Annotated in this window: 1 protein-coding gene (running past one end of the window); it reads right to left on the bottom strand. The window is 75.2% G+C overall.

The window, feature by feature from the left end:
- Positions 1 to 22,234 carry the 5' portion of a preprotein translocase subunit SecA gene (locus LL648_RS33735; RefSeq protein ID WP_232666869.1) on the bottom strand. It extends 11,204 nt beyond the left edge of the window, so only the first 22,234 of its 33,438 coding nucleotides appear in the window; the start codon lies at positions 22,232 to 22,234; the stop codon falls past the left edge of the window.

Here is a 22,234-nt window from a genome sequence, read left to right as displayed (position 1 = left end):
CCCCGCCGGCCGCCAGCCCCGTTCCCACCAGCCGGGACCATGCGGGTACGCCCTCGCCCTGGAATCCCTTCACGTGCAGCGCCACGACCGCGGCCGACGACAGCAGCACCACCGTCCAGAGCAACGGCAGGAACACCCCGACGTCGACCCACACCACACCGACCACGCCGGCCTTGGCCACGAGATCGACGAGCACGACGATCATGGTGATCAGCAGCGCGACACCGGTACCCAGTATCGACCGGACGTTGGTTTCCGACGCCGTCGAATCGGTCCGCCGCGCCGTTGGGGCGGGCGGGCCGCCCGGCTCGCGCGCGGATGTCACCGCCTCCCGATCCCGATCTCCTCGGACCGGCGCTGTCCGGGCCGGGCGCCGCGCCCCGGTGGCTGGGCCGGTCAGCTCGCCCCGCGCCGACCGCCCCGAACTGACCGCGGCCAGCACGCCGCCGGCCACGACGCTGTAGACGAGGTCCAGCGGGTCCGGCGTGCCGGGAATCAGGCCGATCGCATCGAGGAGGCCCGCCCCCCACCGGGTCTCGGTCATCGCGTTGATCGCGGCGGTGACCACCATGACCGGCGGGACCCAGATCCCCGCGCCCGACGACAGCGACCACCTGGTCCGGATCCGGTACGCCGCGTAGGCCACGACCAGGCCACCGATGAGGTTCCCGGCATGGGAGAACAGGTCGAACGGCTCCGGCAGCAGGCCGCGCAGCTCCGGGTTGATGCCGACCAGCCCCTTGAGGAACACCACGACGAAAGCGCCGACCGCAAGGCCGGTCGGCCAGCCGCGGCGCAGCTCGTCGAGGATCGCGGCGGCGTGCCTGTCGTGCGCACGCCGGTCGGACTGGGTGTTCGGGTCGAGGTGGAACGTCCGCGCGTGCTCGACGGCGCGCCCCAGCAGGCCCCGCCGAAGCAGCTCGTCCAGCCGGTGCACCGGAACGACGATCACGCCGATCCCGGTCGCCGCGTCCCGCCAGGAGAACTCCACGAGGCGACGCGCGAGATCGGCCGCCCGCTTGGCCGGCACACCGCTGCTGCGCAGCTGCGCGACGATCTCGGCGACCGGCAGCACGACGAGTTCCTCGTCGTCGCGCAGCCCCGCCTCCGGCGGGCCCCTGGTGTGCTCCGGCCCGCCGCCCCGACGCTCGAGCCGCGCCTGCCACAGTGCCCGCAACGCCCCGCCCACCAGGCGGTTGTCCCCCGGGCTGTATCCCCTCTCGGCGATCGGGCCACCCGCGACACCGCCGCCGCCCGTCGTACCGCCGACGTGCATCGTGACACCCGGCCCGAACATCGCGACCGGCCAGGTCACCTCGGGCGCGGTCAGGGTGTGGCCTGCGGCGGCGAGCCGATCACGGACAGCGGCGGCGAGCGTCCCGCCCGCGGGCACGGACGCGAACAGCGCGCGCAGATCGAGGCGATGGCTGTCAGCGGCGGCGAGCAGTTCCGGCGGGAGCGTCGCCAGCGCCGCGGCGTAGCCGCCGTCGCGGTCACCGTGCAGGGTGCCGTCCGGCTCGACGAGCATGCGGTCGGTGCCGCGCGGGGTGGACAGCTCAAGGACGATCGGGCGGCCCAGCTCCCGTGCGATCAGCCGGACGCGGGTGATCACCGCGTTCGTGCGGCCGTCGGTGGCAGCCGCGGTCACGACGGGCCGGGCCGCAGTCAGTTCCGAGGCCATCGCCCGGTGCTGGTCGAGCGTGAAGCCGACCGGGTCGATCCGCTCGGTGGCCGCGGCCAGCTCCACCAGCCCGATCGCCTGCCCGCCTGCCCACGCCGCGAACGGCAGGCCGGCCCCACGCCCGGAGAGCAGCCAGCCGCGGTCGTGCGCAGCCGGGATCTCCTGCGCCGCCTTGGCGGCCGCGAGATCGCGGTCCCACAGGGTGAGGTAGGCGGTGCCGGACGCGCGCACCGTACGGGTCCGGCGGACCCGCAACGTGCCGTCGGCGCGCAGCCGTCCACGGCGCAGCTCCACGTCGAAGACCATGTCGGTCGCGATCGTGGCGCCGTTGCCGGCCACGTAGAGCGTGGTCTCGGTGCGGGCACCCGCGGTGCCGCCGATGCGGTGGGCCACCTGCTCGCCGCCGGACAGGGCGACGTTGACGCCCGACCCGGCATGTGAGCCGCCGGCGCCGCGCCCGAGTGCCAAGAGTTGCGCGTCGGACAGGCCGAGGGTGATCCGGTTCTCCGTGCGGTTGATCGTGCGCAGTTCCAGCGGGCGGCCCTCCACGAGCGGCCGCGTGCCGGACGGGCTTGCCGACACCACGACGTCGATGTACTGGCTGCCGCGGACCGGGATGCGCAGCACCTCGTGGTCGCCGGCGGTCATGCCGCGCAGGAACGCGCTGCGCGCGTGGGCCGCGAGCGCGTGGGCGATGTCGGCGCGGGCCTGCTCGCCGCGGCTGCCCAGCAGCCCCCACCGGCGCAGGCCCGCGACCACGGTGTCGACGAGCGTGTCAGCGACGGTGGTCTCGACGCTGAACTCGGTCGGCAGCGGCAGCGTGCGCGGGTCGGCGGGCCCGGCCGGGCGCGCGCCGCCGGGCTGCAGCAGCCTGGTCAGCCCGTCCGGCAGGAGGCGCACCGCGGTGCCCTCCAACACGATCGGGCTCGCCGCAGCCGCTCGTTGGCCCGGACCAGCCTCACGCCATGCCTGGACGGTGATCCGCACGCCCTGGCCGATCCGGTCGGCGCCGTCGAAGGAGGCGGTGCCGTCGACGTGGGTCCGCTGCCGCACAGCACCGCCGGAACCGCCGCGGGAGTGGTCCGTCCCGGAGTTGGCGGCACCGCTTGCGACCGGCCAGCCGGCACTGCCGTTGGCCCCGCCCGAACCGGTGACGCCGGTGCCGGCACCGCGCTCGCCCTGGCCGTAGCCGTAGTCCTGGATGATCTGGACCACGGTGTCGGTCTCGTCCAGCCGCACCGGGTCGTCGGCCAGTCGAGCCGCGATCCGCACCGTCACCCACGTGATCCGGGCACCGCCGGGGAACCAGCGCCAGGTGCGGACGGGGATCCGGACCTCGACGCCGCCGCGGTCCAGCATCGGGTCGAGCTTGCCCCACCAGCGCTTGCCGGCCAGGTCGTTGGCCAGCCGATGCCACAGCACCGGATCACGGTCCAGCGCACCCGGTACGACCTGCTCGACCGCCCGCCGGGCGGCGTCGAACACCCGCAACGCCATCCCGTCCCGCCCGGTGACCGACTCGATCGCCGACTGGCCCAGCCCGACGCGCAGGTGTTCGGGCATCTCGACGTACTGCGGCCGCGCGGCCCGCGCCACGCCGGAGGCGATCCGCGCATCCAGCGAGCCCCGCTCGCCGGCGGCCGCATAGCCGGGCCGGTCGCCGAACAACGTGTCCAGCCGCGTCGCCAGCGCCCTCGCCTCGCCCCGCTCCCACGGCGTGCCGCGCTCGTCGCGGTGGCGCTGCAGCAGCCGGTGGGCGAGCGCGTCGTCGAGCAGGAGCGTCCCCTCGCGGAAGCGGGTCACGACGTCGGCGACCAGCGCCTGCGGCAGGTCCATGGTCCCGCGGGCGTACAGATCGATCGCGTCGCGCTCGGGCAGCGCGTACACCACGGTCGCGCCCGCGGCGCCGGCCTTCCTGCCGGCCTGCACCTCGACATCGAGCGGCATCGAGAACAGGTAGTGAGGCCCGACCTCGATGGTCAGCCGCTCCCGGCCCCAGATCCGCAGCCACGACCGGCTGAACCCGGTGTTGCGCGCCCACCCCGCGCCGCCGCCCGCCCCTCCGGCCGGCACGGCATCCTGCCGCCACCCGAACGACCCGTTCACCGAGGCGGACAGTCCGCGCGAGACCGAGGCGTCGGCGCCGTGGCTGCCCAACGTCAGGTTGATGTCGCCGGTCACCGGGTCCGCCACGGTCAGGAACGTCGACGCGTGCGGGGTGGCGGACATCCGCAGCTGCGTGCGCCTCGACCCGCCCTGGCGGTCGCGGACGGCCAGTGAGGTGCGGTAGCCGTCCTGGATCAGGTCCAGCAGGTGCGCCCGCACCCCGTCCACGCCGACCAGCTCGCGCAGGTGCTGCCCCGCCGGGGAGTCCGGGCGCATCCCTCGCGGTGCCAACCCGGCGACGACGTCGGCGAGGTCGCCGGTGTCCAGCGCCAGCGCGGTCATCCGGTGCACCACCGCGTCGGTCGTCGCCACCGGCGGGCCGCGGATCGGGTTGGCGTCGGGCAGCCAGTCGGCCGGCAGCAGCAGCCGCGCCGTGCCACCGGCCCGACCCAGCTCCACCCACCCGCCGCGCGCGGTCCCCCGCTCGACCACGATCGTGTGCCGCACGAGGAACTCGGCCGTTGTGGACGTGCCCTCGACCAGCGTGACCTGGTTGACGGTGTCACCGGCCGAGCTGCCCCAGCCGCGACCGAACCCGGCCCTGCCCTCGACACCGCCACCGACGACGCGGTTGCCCTGCACACCATCCGCGAGCGGGTCGCCGTCCGCGCCGATCGCGACCGACAACCCGCCACCGGCGGTCACACCCCAGTTGCGCGAGTGCGACTGGGAACGGCCGGAGGTGTTGGAACCGATGTCGAGCCCGACGACCGTCCATTCGGTGCCGTGGCCCTGGTAGGCGAGGTGGTCCCAGTCCGCCTCCACCCGCACCCTGATCGTGACGTGCCGCGGTGGGTGGAAGCGGCGGTAGCGCACCAGCGACAGCACCAGCCCCTGCTGCGCCGCCTGGTCGTAGGAGGCCGCGATCCGCGTCGGCGAGAGCAGCTCCGCGATCTCGCGGGCGTTGGCCCACTGCGCGGCCAGCTGCAGCCGGTCACCCGACCAGTCCTGCGGGTCGAGCGGCGGGAGCAGGCCCTCGTCGCGCAGCTTCGTCGCCACCGTGTCTCGCAACCTGCTCAGCTCGCCGACGTCGCGCACCAGGCCGTGCCCGACGCCGCGGACCTGGCCCGGCTTCGACCCGATGAATGTGGGCTGCTTCGCCAGCCTGCCGTGCGGTGCGGCGGTGGCGATGTCGTCGCGCAGCATCGTCGTGCCGTCGGCGGCGAAACCGGTGACCGCATTCGCGTCCACCGCCAGCCCGTAGCGGTAGGCGGCGGACTCCGACATCCGCACCAGCGCCGTACCCGTGCCGGCCACCGACTCCATGGCCCGGCCGGGCTCGTTCAGCCACCGGATCCGCACCTGGTGGTCGAACGCCAGCAGCTGGCCCTGCGTGTGGCCGGAGAACCGGTGCACCCCCGGATGGATCGCCACGCTGCTCGCCGAGGAGCCCACCGTGCGGGAGAACCCGGCCGAGACCGACAGTCCCAGCGTGGCGGTGAGCCGCCGCCACGTCCCCTTCGGGATCAGCCCGCCCACATCCAGCCCGAACCCGAACGAACGCCCCGCCGAGGTCGACCCCGACACCGCCGAGAACGCCACGTGCAGGTCCTCGATGTGCTCCTTCGCGCTGGCGGTGCCCAGCAGCTCGCCGCCGGTCACCGTCGAGGAGATGGTCAGAACCGCCAGCGGCCGGCCGCCACGATCGGTCACCACCCGCTCCAGCCCGCCCGGCTCCGCCGCCGCGGAGAAGCGCGCGGGCAGGTCGTGGGCGAGCAGGGCGCGCAGCTGTTCGCGGGTGAGCGAGCCGGGCGGCGCCCGCTTGCCGAGCGTGGCGGCGACGGCGTCGACCAGCTCCTGCAGACCGGTCGTGGCGATCACCGCGTGGTTCGGCAGCGCGCCGGTCGGACCGCCGTCCCCGATGGTGATCGTCGCCGGCGGTGCCCGCGCGGCGTAGGTGTGCGGCACCCACAACCGCAACCCCTCCTCCGGCGAGCCGGTGACCTCCACCGGGGCACCCCATGCCGGCTGCTTCCGCGTCCGGACGGACACGGCCCAGGTGGTCCCGACCTCCAGCAGCACCGAGTCGCCCCGGTTGTCCACCACGCCACCACCGACCGCGTAGCCCGCGGTGCCTCCGGTCGTCGCCGCGGAGCGGCCGATGTTCGTGGTGACCTTGATCCCCGGCGCCCCCAGCTGCAGCCCGCCCGAGAGACTCAGGCTGCGCAGCACCGCGGCCGAGACCGACGTACCGCCCTGCGGCAGGCTGCCGATCATCACCTCGGTGGCCTTCTCCTGCGGGACCACGTCCTCGACCGCCGCTCCGGCCCGCCACCGGATGCGCAGCTCCGCAGGCCGATGCCGCGTCCCGACGCCGAGCACCAGACCGTCCTCGGACGCGACGGCACGGAACTCGGCGCCGATGGTGTCGGCCAGCTCCAGCTCGGTGAACCGCCTGCGCACCCCGTTCTCTGCCAGCTGCTGGTCGACGGTCGCGGTCAGCTGCGCGAGGTACGGCAGCACGCCGGTCGGCACGCCGGCCGGAAACGCCTCGACCGGGGGCAACGCCAGCGCCTGCGCCTCCCGGTAGGCATCGACGGCGGCCGTCGCCGCGGCTGCGGCCCGCTCCACGGCGTTGGTCCAACGGCCGTCCGCCGGATCTGCCGGCGGACGCGCCAGCAGATCCGCCAACACCGCTACCCGTCGCTGCGCGGTGCCGGCGCGACGCGCGGCCTGCCGGTAGGCGTCGCGGCTGCGGGCCAGCCGGAGCCGCTTCTCCACGGAGATCGCCGCGTCCCCACCGGCCTTGCGGGCCCGCTCGGCCGTACCCCGGTCGGTCCGGCGGCCTTCCTTGCGCTGCTTCGTCATCGCCTTCGCCGTGGCACGCTGCGCGTCGCCCGCAGCGGCGGCCTTGGCGTCGGCCCGCTCGGTCAGCGCCGCTGACACGTCGACCAGCAGCGCGGCGAAGTCGGCCACCCGACCGGGTAGCTGCGGGTCGAGCGAGCCGCCGCGCAGCCCGGCGAGGCCGTCGGCGATCTCGGCGGCCGGCGCGCCGACGTCGACCAGCAGGGGCGCAACCACGCCGGCCGCGGAGCCGGTGGGCTCGAGCGCGGTGACGAGCTGGGTGCCGGCGGCGGTCAGCTCCACCCCCACGAGCGCAGCCCGCCCGCCGTTGACCGCCAGCACAACCTCCACCACCGCCGTCGCATCCGCCGTCGCCAGCTCGGCCAGCGCGTTCACGACCCCGGACAGCGGCGCGACACCGGAAGCCGCCCCGACGTGGGCACCCCACCACGCGGTGGCCTCGGCCAGCACCCGGTCCGGCGTCGCGCCGGCATCCAGCCGCGCCGCGAAGCGCGCGAGCGCGTCGCGCACCTCGGCTGCGGGAACCCGCACCTGGCTGCCTCCCGCCAGTGGTGCGACGAGGCCGCCCGCCGTCCACGAGTGGGTCGCGCCGGCCGCGGTCAGCGCGCGCTGCAGCACGTCGAACCCGGCTGACGCGCCGTCGCGGTGCGCGCCCACCTCGACGATCAGCTCGTGCACGCGGCCGAGATCGGCGGCGCCGGCTGCGTCGGCACTGCCGGAACGCAGCGCGTCGAGGCGGTCGACCAGCTCGGCGACCAGCGGTTCGGCGGGCACCGGCACCTCCGCGACCAGCGCGGCCGCGGCGGCACTCGCCTCGATCAGCTCGGGCGACCAACCGGTGATCCGCGCAAGCACGTCGAGCCCGACACCACCCTCGACGGCGGCGGTCACCGCATCGACCAGCGTCGCCGGACCGGCCGCCACGACCACCCCCACCAGCCGCCGGCGCTCGCGCCACACGCGCACGCCGTCCACGGCGGCGCCCGGCGCGACGCGCACCCACCCGCCGAGCCGACCGGACGGGCGTCCATCCAGCACCCGGCGCACGTCCGCGGGGTCGACGCCGTCCAGCGCCGCCCGGTCGAGCGCCACGAGGAGCGCGGCACGCTCGGCATCGCCGACGCGATCGGCGTCCCCCTCCGCACGCGCGGCCAGCGCCGGGGCGAGCAGCCGCTCCACCCGGCCGCGGCCGCGCCAGCTCAGCGGCAGTTTCGCGACCAGCCACCGGACGGGTCCGCGCGTGCCGGCCAACGCGGCCCAGATCGCGGCCCTGGCGCCGCCGCTCGCGATCAGCAGCAGCTCGACCGCCGGACGGTGATCGAAGGCGGCATCACCCAACGTCGCAACCGGGTTGGCGACCAGCGCCGTCACGAACTCCGGTGGGGCGCGCGCCAGGAGCGCACCGAGCGGGCCGCCCATGGCGAAGCGGCGCTCGCCGCCCCGGCCGGGCAGCTCCACGAGCAGGCCGGCTCCGACCAGCTCGTCCAGCACGTCGACCACCGCCCCCGGTGCGGCGACCTGCACGCGCTCGGACAGCGCAGCGAGCCACGTGGGCCCACCGGCCGCCGCCGTGCCGCTGCGCAGATCGTTCACGCTGATGCCGGTGCGCCCGGTGATGACCCCGGATGCCGTGACCACGCGCCAAACGATGCTGGCGAGCGACTCCGGGCCGGCCGCCGGCAGCACGGTGGGCGCGGTGGCGATCCAGCTGAACCGCTGCCGCTCCCACGCCAGCCGCGGCGGCGCGCGCTGGCGGGCCAGCCGGCGCAGCAGCCACCGCACGCCGAGCGCGGCGACCAGCACGATCGCGCCGACCAGCGACGGGGTACCGGCGGCAAGGTCCACCGCCACACCCAGCAGGTCACCGCCGCCACCGGGCAGCGCCCGCGGGCCACCGGCCTGCGACGAGGTGAGGATCGTGTTCAGCCCGACCGCGCCGAGCAGGAGCACGACAATCCGGCGGACGCCCGGCCCGCCGGTCCCGATCCGCCGCTCGCGGTCCTCGTGCACCCGTGTGCCGGCGAGGTCCGCAGCAGCATCCCCGCTCGACGGCGGGCCGCGGTTGCGGACCAGCCCGACGGCCGCGACCGCCGCGACCGCGAGCCCTGCGCCGCCGAGCGCGAGCCCGGCCACGACCACCGCCGCAGCGTCACCCACGATGCCGAGCAGCCCACCGGCAACAGCACCCAGCGCAGCGGCGGCAGCGAACGTCCACCGAGCGCCACGCGGCGCGGCGGGTTCGACGCCTGCCGGCGCTGCGGGGTCTGACAGGGGCATCACGACCAGATCGATCCGCTCCACCGGCGCACCGGCCGGGTTGAGCACGGCGGCGAGCCGGTCCGCGGCTCCCCGCTCGCGGGCCTCAGCTGCCTGGGCACGCAGCTCGTCGACCTGCTGCTGCAGCCGCGCCGCTTCCTGCCGGTTCCCGGCTCGCCCGCTGAGCACACCCGCGCCGTCCTGCTGGATCCGGCCGGCGGCCCGGTCGAGCCGGTCGGCCAGCTCGTCCCACGGGCTGTCCACCTCCCCGGCAAGGCGCAGGGCATCGAGTAGGGGGTCGGCCTCGCTGGGCCCGGACCTGGCCGGGACGGCCTCCGGTGCCACCGTGCGCAGCGCGGCCAGCAGCCGGCGCTTGGTCGCCCTGCTCGAACGCCAGCTCAGGTCGTGCCGGGCGGCGAACGCGCCTATCATCTGCGCCGCCCGGCCCGGACCGGCGCGGCCGGCCTGCAGCAGCCACCGGATGTCCTCGGCGCTCAGCGCTCCCGCCGCGGCCAGCCGGTGCAGATCCGCCACCACCTCGACCGGCGCACCGGACCCGTGCAGCCGCTCCAGCTGGGCGTGCGCCGCCGCGCCGGCCAGCTCGGCGCTCGCCTGCCCCCACGCCGCCGCGGGCAGGGCCGCGACCAGCGCGTCCAGCACCGCCATCGCCCCGTCCAGCTCGGCGAGCTCCGCCCCGATGCCGTACCGCTCGGTGCCGCGCCCGGCGACGCGCTGCAGCGTGGCCGCTGCCTCGCCGGCGACGGTGTGCACCCACGAAGCCGTACCGGCCCGCTCCTCTCCGAGCAGGCTGAGCAGCTCGGCGGCCTCCATGACGGACTCGAGCGTGGTGATCGCGGTGGCGTGGTCACCGGCCTGGATCTGCTGCCGGGCCCGCCGCACCGCCCCGGGGCCGGCCAGCTCGGCCGCCATCGCATCGAACCCGGCCGACGTGACGGGCCGGGCGACCGGCGCGCCGACCGGCACAGCGGCCGGCGCAAGCAGCGCGCGGTACCCGGCCAATGCGCGGAACAACCGGCTCTCCGCCCGGCACAGCTGCGCGCACCTGTCCTGCAGCTCGTCGGGTGTGGCGGCGGCGAGCGCCGACCTGGCATCGCGCAGCTCCATGTGCAACCGCTCGACCCGGCGGGATGCCGCGGCGATCCGCGCGTCGACACCCCGCAGCGGCACGGCCTGCACAGCCCCGGTTGTGCTCCCCCGCCGGCCGTCGATCCCGCGAACCACCTCGGTGGTCGCCTCGTCCGCGCCCCGGACGACCCGCTTCAGCTGCCTCGCGCGCGCCTTCTCCGCCCGCTGCACCGCCTCCGCCACCAGGTTGTCCACGAGGTGCGCCGGGATCGGCTCCGCCGAGCCCGCGTACTGCTCCCGCAGCCGGGTCAGCGCCTGCCGGTCGCCGAACTCGATCAGGATCGGGTCGTCGAGGGAGAGCAGCTCGCCGGCCGAGCCGGGTTCGCCCTGGCGGCCGGCCCGGCCGAAGGCCTGCCGGGTGGCGCGGGCCGACTCGAACTTGCTCGCCACCGTGACCCGCAGGCCGCCCGCCTCCAGCACCAACGAAGCGGCCCGGCTGCCGCGGGCTCCGCCGAGGATGATGTCGGTGCCCCGGCCCATGATGTTGGTCGCCACCGTGACCGTGTACGGCCGCCCGGCGGCCGCCACCACCTCCGCCTCCCGACCGGGACGCAGGCGGTGGTCCAGCGCGTCGAGCACCTGCACGTGGATCCCCTCGCCGTGCAGCAGCGCGGCGAACCGCTCGGCCTGCTTCGGCGTCCGGATGATCACCAGGTGCGGCGCGGGATCGTTCCGCCGGGCGACGATGTCCGCGCGCAGCGCCGCCAGCTGAGCATCGCTGTCGACGTAGACCAGCCGGTCGCGCTCGACCAGCCGGCTCGGCTTCGCCGTCGGGATGCGGACCACGTTCATCCCGTACAGGCCGCGGAACTCGGAGCGCGCCATCCACGCGGTGCCGGTCATGGCCGCGACACCGCGGTACCTGCGCAGGTACTCCACCATCGTGCTCTGGGTGATCGTCCGCTGCGCCCGCCCGACCGGGACGCCGTGCTTGGCCTCGATGGCTTCGTGCAGCCCCCGGCTCCAGCGCATTCCCGCCAGCGCACGGCCGTTGGGATTGTCGAGGATCTCCACGCGGACCCGCTCGGCGATCTTGTAGTCGACGTCGAGGTGGAGCGTGTCGGCCCACAGCGCGTTGGCCAGATCGGTGCGCTGCTGCGGTGTCAGCGCCCGTCCGGTGCGCTGCTCGAACCGCCGGGCCTGCGCGCCACCGATGACCGGACGCCCGCGCACGAGTGCGTACTCGCCCGGGTACAGCCGGCGGGCCGCGTCCCGCGCCCACCGCAGCTCGGCGTCGCGCACCGCTGCCGGCACGGCCTCGGCCAGCCTGTGCGGGCTCGCACCCCAGTCGAGCAGCACCATGTCGGCCTCGTCGATCAACGCGAACCCGTGCCCGCGCTGCACCCGCTCCGCGGCCGGCCGCAGCTCGTCACCGAGCAGGTCGAACACGGCGTCGCTGGCCGCGGCGACGGTGACATCAGCCTCGTAGGACCAGCGCACGAGTGCCGGGTGCGCCGTGCCCTCGGGACGCAGCCGGACGGTGAGCCCCAACTTCTCGGCAACCTCCCGGTACACCTTGAACGTCTTGTCCGCCTCGGACCAGCTGTGCGTCAGCACGTGCAGGCCGTCGGCGGGCTTGCCCCGACGGCGCATCTCGAACGCGCGCTCCAGGGCCAGCAGCATCCCGGTCAGGGTCTTGCCCTCACCGGTCAGCATCTGGACGACCGTGCCGCGTCGGCCGGACGCCGCGGACAGCATCCGCCGGACCAGCGGCCCGCCGCTCATCACGATGGCACCGGCCAGCTGCACGTCGTCCAGCGAGATGTCGGTCGAACGCCGGATCTCGTCGACGATCAGCGCGACGTACTCGGCCCGCGTGAGCCGCTCGTTGGCGGCGAGCCGGACGCGCAGAGCCCGCAGGCCGTCCGCATCCGAGAGCAGCCGCTTGTTCCGTCGGATCTCCGACCGGAACGGCCGGAGCGTTCGCTCCTTCCACAACGCGTACTCGGCCGCCTCGACGGCGCTCTTCGCCTTTGCGATCGATCCTTCGGTCCTCGACCGGGAGCCAAGCAGCTCGCTGCGCCGACCGGCGTCGGTGGTGTATGCGGCCATGTGCAGCCGCTCCTCGACCTCAGCGAGAGCTCGCCTCGCCGCGGTCAGCTCCTTCTTCAGCGCTCGCCGACCCGACGGCGGATCGCCGCTGCGCACCTTCCCGTCGTGCTTGCCCGGCCCGACCGCGGGCCCGGACTCGGCCGCGGCCGATGCGTCGACCGGCCGCGGGTTGGGCTGGTCGGGTCCGGCGCCGGGGTCGGGCAGGTCGGCGCCGCCGTCGCCCGTCTTCCCACCGGATCTACCGCTGTGGGCGTGCGAGGTGATCGCCAGCGGTTCCTTGACGGGGGCGAGCGGCGGAGCCGCCGGGCCGTCGCCGATGCCGGAGCCGGCGCTGCGCACGGTCGGCCGCACGGTCACCGTGCCGGCGCCGTCCACCACGAACACCTGCCCGTTCGGCGTCGGCGCCACGGTCGTGTCGGTCACCTCGCCCGCCCCGTCCACCACGAACCGGGCGGGCGGCGCGGTGTCGAGCGCGGTCGCCGCCTTCGCCGCGTCCTTCGCCGCGAACCGGGCGGCGATGCGCTCACGCTGGTGCACCACGATCCGCAGCGACCTGTCGAGCCCCTCGATCCGGCCGAGCCGGACCGGGTCGGCGGCCGGGCCACGGAGGAACGGCTGGATCCGCGCGGTGTGGGCCTCCGCGATAGTGCGGGTCGGCGCGATCCTGCTGACCTCGAGGTTGCGGTAGGCGCCGGCCACCCCCGCCGCTCCGGCCACCCCGAAGCGGGTGGTCATCCGCGCTGCTTCCGCGACCCGGCCGAGCGTCTTGCCCGCCCATTCGAGCCGCGGCGAGGCCCAGCGCCAGAACGGCATCGTGCCCGTGTCGGCGATCCCGGCCCCGATCGCGCGGTAGGTCGCGGCGTCGCCGGCGGCCAGCACCCGGCGCGCAGCGGGCGCCGCCACCGCCCGCACGCCCGCGGCCGCGGCGCGCACCGGAAGGCCCATCGCGTAGATCGGCGCCGACGTGACGTGCACCGGCACGGCGGCGATCCTGCTGGCGACGTCGAGCCCCCGTGCCCGCGTCTCGTAGCGCGTCGCGCTGCGCAGCGCCTTCTGCCCGGCCGCGAGCGCGCCGGCCTGCACCAGTCGCTGCCCCGCCGCGGTGGCCATGCCGCCCCGCACGGCCGCGCGCATCGACGCCGCACGGAGGCCACCGGCGATCGGGGCGAAGACGAGCAGGACCGGCAGACTGTCCTCCATCAGCGTCTCGACGGGCCGGTCGTGGTAGTCCCGGGCTGCGTTGCCGTCGCCGAACCACCGGTTCCACGAGTTGTTGAGCGGTGTGACCAGCATGTTCCCGGTCAGCGGGTGCAGCCGCGAGTAGTACTCGACATCGGACTCGCCCGGCAGCTGCGGCGCCTCCAGCTGCTGGCGCAGGTTCCCGATCACCGGGTTCTGTCCACCGAGCCCGGTGTACTTCGCCAAGTTCCAGGCCTCGACTGCGCCGTCGCCGACGACCGTTGCGGGCAGGGTGATCAGGCCGGCGCCGAGGGTGACCAGCCCGCGCCCGATGTTGCGTCCGAGGTTGTTGGTCTGGTGCCCGAACTGACCGTTGTACCAGCGCACCATCTCGCCCTGGTGGGCCCGCGAGCCCTCGCCGAGGAAGCGGAAGAAGCCGATGACGCTCTTCGGGTCGGTCTCGTCGACGATGTTGTCGAGCGCGTCGTCCTGCGACTGGGACAACGTCGACTTGAGCGCGTCGATGATGCCGCCATCAACCCGGTTCACCTGCCGGAAGATGGCCTCCTTCGCCTCCTCGAAACCCTCGCTGCCCTCCGGGCCGGCCAGCCATTCGACGGCCTCTTCCGCCGTCGCCGGCGAGCTGTCGAGCCGGGCCAGCTCGGTGAGGCTGCGCGGGTCGCCGTAGGCCAGCGTCGCGGCCAGGTTCGCGATCTGATCCCGGCTGTACTCGCTGCCGTCGACGTTGATGAACGGGGTGTTCTTGGCGTCCACCAGCGCCTCGGCGAACTCGTAGCCGCCGGCCGCGCGCAGCGCGAGCGCCAGGTCGGGCGCGCCGGTCGAGGGCAGCCGCAGCTCGGCCAGCGCGCTGTCGGGGTGGCGCGGCGCCTCGATGGCGGCGTCGTAGCCGATGGCGGCGGCGTTGGTGAAGTCGACGATCTTCTGCGTCGCTGCGATCGCGGCCGCGTCGTCGCCCGGGTCGGGCAGCGCGGCCGCGATGCCCTCCACCGCCTCGAAGTTCGCCAGCGCCCGCTGCGCGTCGGCGAGGAACGCAGCGTCGCCTGCGATGCCCGCGGCGGCCATGTCGACGGCCCGCAGCACGTCCTGCGACTCGGCCAGCTGGTCGCGGTAGGGCTGCTGTTCCGCCGCCAGCTCGTCGTACGCGGCTTCGATCGCCGCCCACTCCGCGTCGAGCGCATCCGGATCGCCGCCGAAGCCGAAGTTGTAGGCGCGGACGGCGTCGTTGTAGGCCGCGACCCGGTCCTCCAGCTCCTGCTCCCGCCCCGCGAACCCACCTAGCGCCTCGATCGCCTGCGCGGAGACCTCCTGCTGGTCCAGCAGCGCGTGCCGGGCCTGATCGACGTCGCCGGAGGTGGTGCCGAGGATCTCGGCCATCAGCTCCGGCTCCTCCGCGAGCAGCCGCTCGGCGTCGTCGGTGGTCAGCTCCTGCGTCCCGAGCACGGTCAGCACGGTGTCGAGGGCGTCCTCGGTCCGCCCGGCCCGTTCCAGGGTCGTGGCGGGCAGGCCGTCCACCAGCTCGGCGAGCTGCGACACCTCCTCCGCGCTCACACCGCCCTCGGCGATCGCGGCCATCTCCTCGGCGACCGGCGCGATGTCGTAGTTGCCGACCTCCGCGATCCAGCGCACGTGCGAGAGCCCGCCGGTGAACTCGAACACCGCGCGGGCGCGGTCGAGCAGGGTCGTCGAGCCCTCGCTGCGGCCCGGCGCACCCGGCCCGGTGAGCCAGTCCTGCTTCGCCTCCTGCGACTCCTCGCTGTACATCCCGAGCGCGGCCGTGACCTCCGCGGTCGGGTCCACCCAGGTCAGCCGGCGCTCGTCCGACGCGGACCCGACGCACGCGCCGCCCTCGCCCGCGACGCAGGCCTGCCCCTCGTTGTAGCCGTCGGCCTCGGCGTAGAGCAGCGCCATCCCGCCACCCTCGCCCGAGGTCTCGATCCAGTTGCCGTAGCGGTCGGCGCCGTAGGCGTAGCCGGCGCCGGTGGTGAACGCGACACCTCCGCCGCCGGTGCCGTCGGTGCCCGGCAGGAACTGCACGAACTCGGCCGAACCAGACTCGCCCGCGGCGAGCGATGCCACCTGGAGCTCGCCGCCCGGGCCGCTGCCGCCGCACCAGGCGTCGCTGCCGCTCGCGCTGGAGATCGAGCAGGTGCTGGTGCCGCCCGCGCCCTCGACGGTGGGCAGGTAGTGGGTGGCCTCGTCGCAGTTGCGGCAGTCGAGCACCGCCCCGTCGGCGCTGGTGATCGTGCCGGTGACCTTCGAGTTGAGGGCGCTCGCGCCCGAGATGCTGAAGTACCCGCCGAGCCCGTCGGCATTGCGCGTGACGATCGTCGCCGACCAGACCTCGACGTCGGCCGGCTCCTGGATCGGAACCAGCCGGTCGCCCCAGTACATGTCCAGCTCGTCGCCCTCGGCCGAGGTGAACCCGCCCGATCCGGTGAACGTGATCAGCGCCGGGTTGCCGTTGGCGTCGCGCCCGGTGATCTCGCCGGTGGCGATGTTGCCCGCCTCGACGACCAGGTGGTCGCGGCCCAGGTCACCCGGCAGGTCCGCGCCGAAGTACTCGCAGCCGCCGGTGCACTCGGAGTAGAACGGCGAGCCCTGCGGGTCGGTGAGTCGGAAGTCGTTCACGACGCCGGGCGAGGCGTAGTCGATGGTCTCCCCGGTGCTGCCGTTGACGACCCCGCCTTGCCCCTCGACCCAGCCGCCGCCGTTGCCGTCTGCGTCGCGGCCCCAGCCGAAGCCGTCGCTGCCCGCCGGCGCGGTGACCACGTCCCGGTCGTCGCTGCCCGGCTCCACCGGCATCGACGACGTGAACCCGTCCTGCGGGTCGTAGGAGACCTCGATGCCGTCGTCGCGGCCCTCGATCGTGATGCCGTCGGCGCACGGGTACTCGCACGTGTAGGTCTCGACCTCACCGCCCTCGGGTTTGACCTCGACGATGATGTCGCCGGTCTCCTCGTCGACACCGACCTCGACGCCCTGGTCCTGCTCGCCCATCTCCTGGATCGGGATCGGCTCACCGTCCGGCCCGACCAACCCGCCTGCGGCCGGGGTGAAGGTGAGGCTGCCTTCGAGGGCGTTGCGGGTGAAGTTCGAGCAGTCGCCGAAGCACTCGGCGCCGCCCCCACCGCCGGGCGCGGCCACCGCGAACGCGGACACCCCGCAGCCACCCGAGCCGCCCGAGCAGCGTCCCCAGCCGAGCGCGTCCCACGCGCCGCCCGGCACGTCCTGGTGGTCGCGCGCCTCGGCGTAGGCGGAGAAGCCGCAGTTCGCCGCGCCGGAGCAGGACGCCGACGCGAACGCCTGGTTGCCCTGCGCCCAGGCTTGCGCCGACACCGCGACCCCGCCGCCACCCATCCCGCCGCCACCGGAGCCGTGCGCGTACGCCTCGGCCCACGAGCCCGTCGCCTCGTCCTTCGCGTACGCCGACGCCGTCGCCGCGTAGAAGTGGCTGCAGCTGGTGCCGGCCGAGCCGGTGCACGACGCAGCCGCCTGGTAGTTGCCGGCCCCGCCGGAGGCCTGCGCGGTGACGGTGACGTACCCGCCGCCCGTCCCGCCCGAGCCGCTGCCGTTCGCCGAGGCCGTGGCCGAGCCGCCGCCGGCCGACGCGGAGACCGCGGCCGAGTAGGAGTAGCGGCAGTTCGAGCCGCGTGTCCCGGTGCAGGACGCGGACGCCTGCGCGTAGCCGGGCCCGGCGATCGCGCTCGCCGTAGTGACGACCTGGCCGCCGCCGGTGGTGCCGGAGTCCCCGCCGGTCGCGCTGCCGCGCGCACCGGCCGCGGCGGCGCTCGTGCGGGAGCGGTAGGAGTAGTGGCACGCGGCGCCGGCGCTGCCCGCACACATTGCGGATGCCTGCGCGCCGGCCTCCGTCGCGCCCACCCCGGTGCTGCCCGCGCAGCGCCCTCCGGTCGCGGCGGTGCAGCGGGTGCTGGAGGTCGCCGTGGCCGTGCCGCCCGGCACCGACGCGCGGGCGGTGCCGTCGGTTCGGGTGCGGCAGGCGCTGCCCACGCAGTCGGCGGAGACCTCGGCGAGCCCGGGCGTGGCGAAGCCCCCGGTGGCGGATCGGCAGCCGAGTGCGGCGCGGCAGGTCGCCGAGGAGTCCGCGCGCACGGCCGCGGCTCCGGCCACCGACGTGCGGCTGGACGTACGGGTGGCGCAGCCTGCCGCAGAACCGTCGTCGCAGGCCGCGGTGACGGACGTGCTGGTCGTCGCGAAGCGCTGCGCGCCGGTCGAGCCCGCCGTGCTGGAGGACACGCTGATCCCGGCCAGGCACGCGGTGGTGCCGTCGCATCCGGTCGAGCCGGTCGCCGTGCTGCGGCTGCGCAGGTTCTTCCCACCCGCGACGGCATCGGCGGTGCCGGTGACGGTGGCGGTGCAGCCGGCCTCGGGGCAGTCGACCTGCGAGGCGGCCTGCCCGGTGCCTACATGACCGGGCACGGGGGTGCCGTCGCCCCTCGCCCGTCCGGAGTCGCGGCCGGTGGTGGCGGTGGCGTTGCTCGCCGTGGCGCACCCGGCGCCTGCCGCGGTGCAGGTGGCACCGGTGCGGGTGGTTCCGGGCGTCCCGGCGGTGCCGCCGGTGGTGGCGGCCGTGCAGCCGGCGCCCGCGCACTGTGCCGTTGCGTCCGACTCGGCGAGCGTCGCAGGGGCATTGGTGACCGGCTTCGCGGCCTGCTCGGCTGCGTCGGTCGCGGCCTCGCGCAGCTGGTCGGCGAGCTGGGTGGCCTCAGTGGCCCGAGCCAGCTGCTCGGCGGTGGCGCCCGGTCCCGATGCTGCCGCGGCGGCTTCGGCGGCGAGCTGCTCGGCCAGGTCGGCGTCCGCTTCGGCCTGCTCCGCGGCGGACACGATCTTCGCCTTGATCGTGTCGGCGACGACCTGGCCCGATCCGGCGGTGGAGTTGGTGAACGCCTGGCAGCCGCTCTGCGCCGTGGTGCAGCTGCCGCTGGTCTCGCTGGTGCCGGCCGGTGGGCCGCGGGCCCCGGTGCCGCCGCTCGTCGAGCGAGGACCGTCGCTGCCGGTGGCCGCGCTGCGCGCGGTGCCTGAGCAGGGTCCCGATGCGCCGGCGCAGTCCAGCGTCGCGGAGGCGTTGGACCAGCTCGACGCACCGGGCACGGTGGGCGCGCCCGCGGTGGCGCCGGCGCCGGGCGAGCCACCCGGTGGCAGCGCGGGTTCCGGATCGGCGCCACCGGCCGGCGGGTCGACCGGCTCCTCGGTGGTCGAGCCGATGGTCGCGTTCGCCGTGCTCGCGGCCGTCATGACCGGCGCGATCACCGAGGCGTCGGGGCCGCTGGAGGCGCCCGAGTTCGTCACCGCCTGGCAGCCGCCGCCCGTCACGTCGGTGCAGGAGCCTGTCGCGGTGGTGCTGCGCGCGTCCGTCGAGACACTCGGATCCAAGGCGGAGGCGGTGCTGGTGACCGAGCCGTCGCACGAGCCGTCACAGGTGAGCAGGGCGCCCGCGGCCGACGCCGCCGAGGGCCCCGAGACCAGCCGCGCCGTGTTCGCTGCCGGGTCGGTGGCCAGCTGCTGCGCGGCGCCCGGCGCGGTCGAGGCGACCGACGTGGTCTGTGCGCTGCAGCCGCCACCGGTGCTCGTGCATGTCACCGCGCCCGACGACGAGCGCACGAGCGTCCCGACGGTGCCCGTCGTCGAGGTCGACGCGCTGCCGGTGCAGCCCTGCGGGCAGTCCAGCCGGGCCGAGGCGCTCGCCGTGCTGGACGGGCCGGTGGTGGGCTTCCCGGTACGCGGGTCGATCGGCGTGAGATCGGGCGCCGAGGACGCGGCCGAGGTCGCCGACCCCGCGCACCCGCCGCCGTCGACAGAGCAGGCCGTGCGCGCCGACGTGCCCTTGCGCTGCGGGCTCACCGCGGTGTCACGGGCGCTCGTGGTGGCAGAGCCGGTGCCGGCGCACGCGCCCTCGCAGGTGACGGTCGCGGCAGCGTCCGATGTGGCCACCGGACCGGCCATCAGATCGATGCCGCCGACGGTGCTGGTCGAGTCGGCGGCGCAGCCCCCGCGTGCGCCGCCGACCGTGCACGCCGCCGTACCGGCGCTGTCACGCACTCCGGTGACGTCACCGGAGGCCGAACCCTTCGTCGCGGCCGTGCCGGCCCCGGCGCACCCGGCCACCTCGCAGGTGACGTCCGCGCCGGCCCGGCTCTCCGCGGTCAGCACCCGCTTCCCGAGGTGCGCGGGCTCGTCGTCCGCCCGGGAGACGGCATCGGCGACGCACCCGCCCGCGGTCGACCCGCAGCGGCTCGACGCACTGGTCGTCCTTGTTGCGATCCGAGTGGCGACCGGGCCGGTCACGCTCGCCGAGGTCGACGTGGTCGCCGAGCCCGTGCAACCCGTTGCGGGGCATTCGACGTTCCCGTCGACGGAGCTGCGTGCAGAGCCGGAGCCGCCGCCGTCGGTGAAGGTCCACGCGAGCACCGGGCGCACGTCGCCCGTGACCTCGGTCGTGGACCGCGATCCGCACTCCCCACCCGCGATCGTGCAGCCGCCGGCGGCCTTGCTGGAACGGACCACACCGGGCTGGGCGCCGGTGGTCGTGCCGCTCGTGGCGGTCGTACCGGTGCCGGAGCACCCGCCGCCGCACTCGACGGTGACGATCGCCGTGCCCTCCGCGTCGACGTCGGCCTCGGCGGCGCTCTCCGCGCGGCAGGCGCCCGCGGTCACCGTGCAGTCCGCGGCACCCCTCCCGGTCGCGGTCGGCACGGCGGTCTTCTTCGTGGCCGTCTTCGTGGTGGTGGCAGGCGCTGTGCCCGCTTCGCCCTCGGTGCCCGCCGCGCCGCGGCACCCCGTGGCGGCGGCGCCGCAACGGGTGTCGGCGACAGCGGTCACGCCCGTGGTCCAGCCGTCGCCGACGTCGACGGCCGCGCGGGTGTCGCACCCGCCGCTCGTGGTGGAGCAGGTCGCGTCGGCCGTGCCGCCGCGTTCGGCGCGCGTCCCGTCGGGCTCGTCGGGCACGGATCCGCTGCTTCGGCAGCGCCCACCGCTCGTGGCGCAGTCCGCGACCACTCCTCCGGCGTCGGCACGCGCGTTCTGCGTGCAGTCCGCGCCGGTCGAGCACCAGGCCTCCGCGGTGCGTTCCCCGCTAGTGGCCGTGCTCCGGCAGCCCTGGTCGGCGCCGCGCAACGTGCACTCCGCCTTGCCGGACGTCGTGTCGCCGCTGGTCTGCGCCGTGCAGCCGGCCGAGATACCGGCCAGCGCGACACACCTGTCCTGCTCGACCCGTCCGCGCTCGTTCGTGCTGATGGCGCCGCACTCGACGAACACCCCGCTGGTGCCGCAGCCCGCCGCCGACCCGCGCCCGCCGCCGCCGGACAGGTCGCCCGGCAGGTCCCGGCCGGTCGCCTCGCGCAACTCGTCGGTCGCCGCGTACAGCTGTGCCCGGTCGGTCTCGAACGCTTCCACGCGCCGCTCGAACTTCGCCTCGGCCGCGGTGCCGGCCGCGACCTTCTTGCCCTCTGCGGCGAGCGCGGCCTCGCGCCCCGCCAGCGTGCGGTGCCCGCTCACCACCTGGTCGACCAGTTCGGCGTGCTCCGACGACAGCCGCTCGGCCGCGGCGTCGGCCTTCGCGACACGGTCCTTCTGCACGGTCTGCTTCTTGGCGTACTGCGCCTTCGTCAGCTTGCCCGCGTCGAGCTTCTTGCGGTCCTTCGCCAGCGCCGCCGCACCCTCGACGGCGTCGATCCGCCGCTCCAGCGCCGTCTCGACCTCGCCGGGCGAGTCGTCGTCCGCCCAGCGGTCGTGCCGCTGGTCATCGTTCCCGTCGTGCTTGCCATCGTGCTTCTGGTCGGGGTACGGCGGGCCACGCGGCCCATGCGCACCGGTCCGCGTGTCCTGCAGCGCGCTCGCCCACCCGTCGCGGGCGGCCCGGCCGAGGAACTCCGACATCGCGTCACCGTCCGGCAGATCGGCCAGCACGTCGCGCAGCTCGCGGTGCTCGTCGGAGCCGGACAGGCCTTCGACCAGCTCCCCGACGAACGCGCGCAGCTGCGCGGCCGACACCTCTCCGTCGCGCTCACCGTCGCGCCCGGCGTGGTCGCGCACGGCATCCCGCAATGCGCGCTCCGCTCGTCCCTCGTCCTTCGCGGTGGTCCTCCCGGTGTCGGTGCTCGCCTTCCCGCGGTCATCGGTCGAGTCGCTGTTCCGCGCCGGTTTCTCGTCGTTGTCGGGCTCGTCGTCCTGCGTGCCGCGGCGGTTCGTCGACGCCTTCTGCGGGGACGCCGGCTTCTCGGAATCGGAGCGCGCGCCGTCCTGGTACCCGGTGAGCACCACCGACGGGGCATCCGACTCGCGCTGCTTCTTCTTGGCAGGCTTCTTGGTCTTGCCGGCATCCTTGGCGCCGGAGCCCTTGGCCTGTGGTTCGGTGTCGGCCGTTGCGGTCTTCTTCTTCTGCTGCGGCCGGCTCGGCGACTTCCGCGCGGTTTCCTGTTGGGTGTTCTCCCGGTCCGCGGTTTGCCGCTTCTCCGTGGCCGGCTTCCGCTTGGGCTGCTGATTCCCCTCGCCCGGATCCCGAGCTGTGCTTCGCTTGCCGGAATCGTCGCCGGAATCGTTGCGGCGGGAGCTCTTTTCGCCGGAATCGCCGCGGTCGGATTTGTTGCTCGGTTTGTCGCCGCCATCCTTCTTCTGCGCCTTGCCCGCCGACTTGTCGCCGCCCTTGCCGCTCTTGTCCGCCGCGGGCCTCATGACACCTCCCTTCAGGAGGCCCTGCTGGCTCGTCGACGCAGCGGGCAACGCCGCCGCCGACGCGGGTGTGGCGAGCAGCGCCCCACCCATCCAGAGCACGACCACCGCTCCGGCGACGCCCAGCGTCCACCGCAGGAGCATCAGCGCCCGCCCGCCCCAGGACATGCGCAACCGGACGGGGGCGCCCGCGCACACGGCGAGGCCGAAGGCCTCACCGTCACGCTGGAATGGCGCACGCAT

The organism is Pseudonocardia sp. TRM90224, assembly GCF_021245725.1.
Taxonomy (GTDB): Bacteria; Actinomycetota; Actinomycetes; order Mycobacteriales; family Pseudonocardiaceae; genus Pseudonocardia.
The sequence above is the reverse complement of the archived record's forward strand: the minus strand, read 5'-3'. Positions and strand labels throughout refer to the sequence as shown.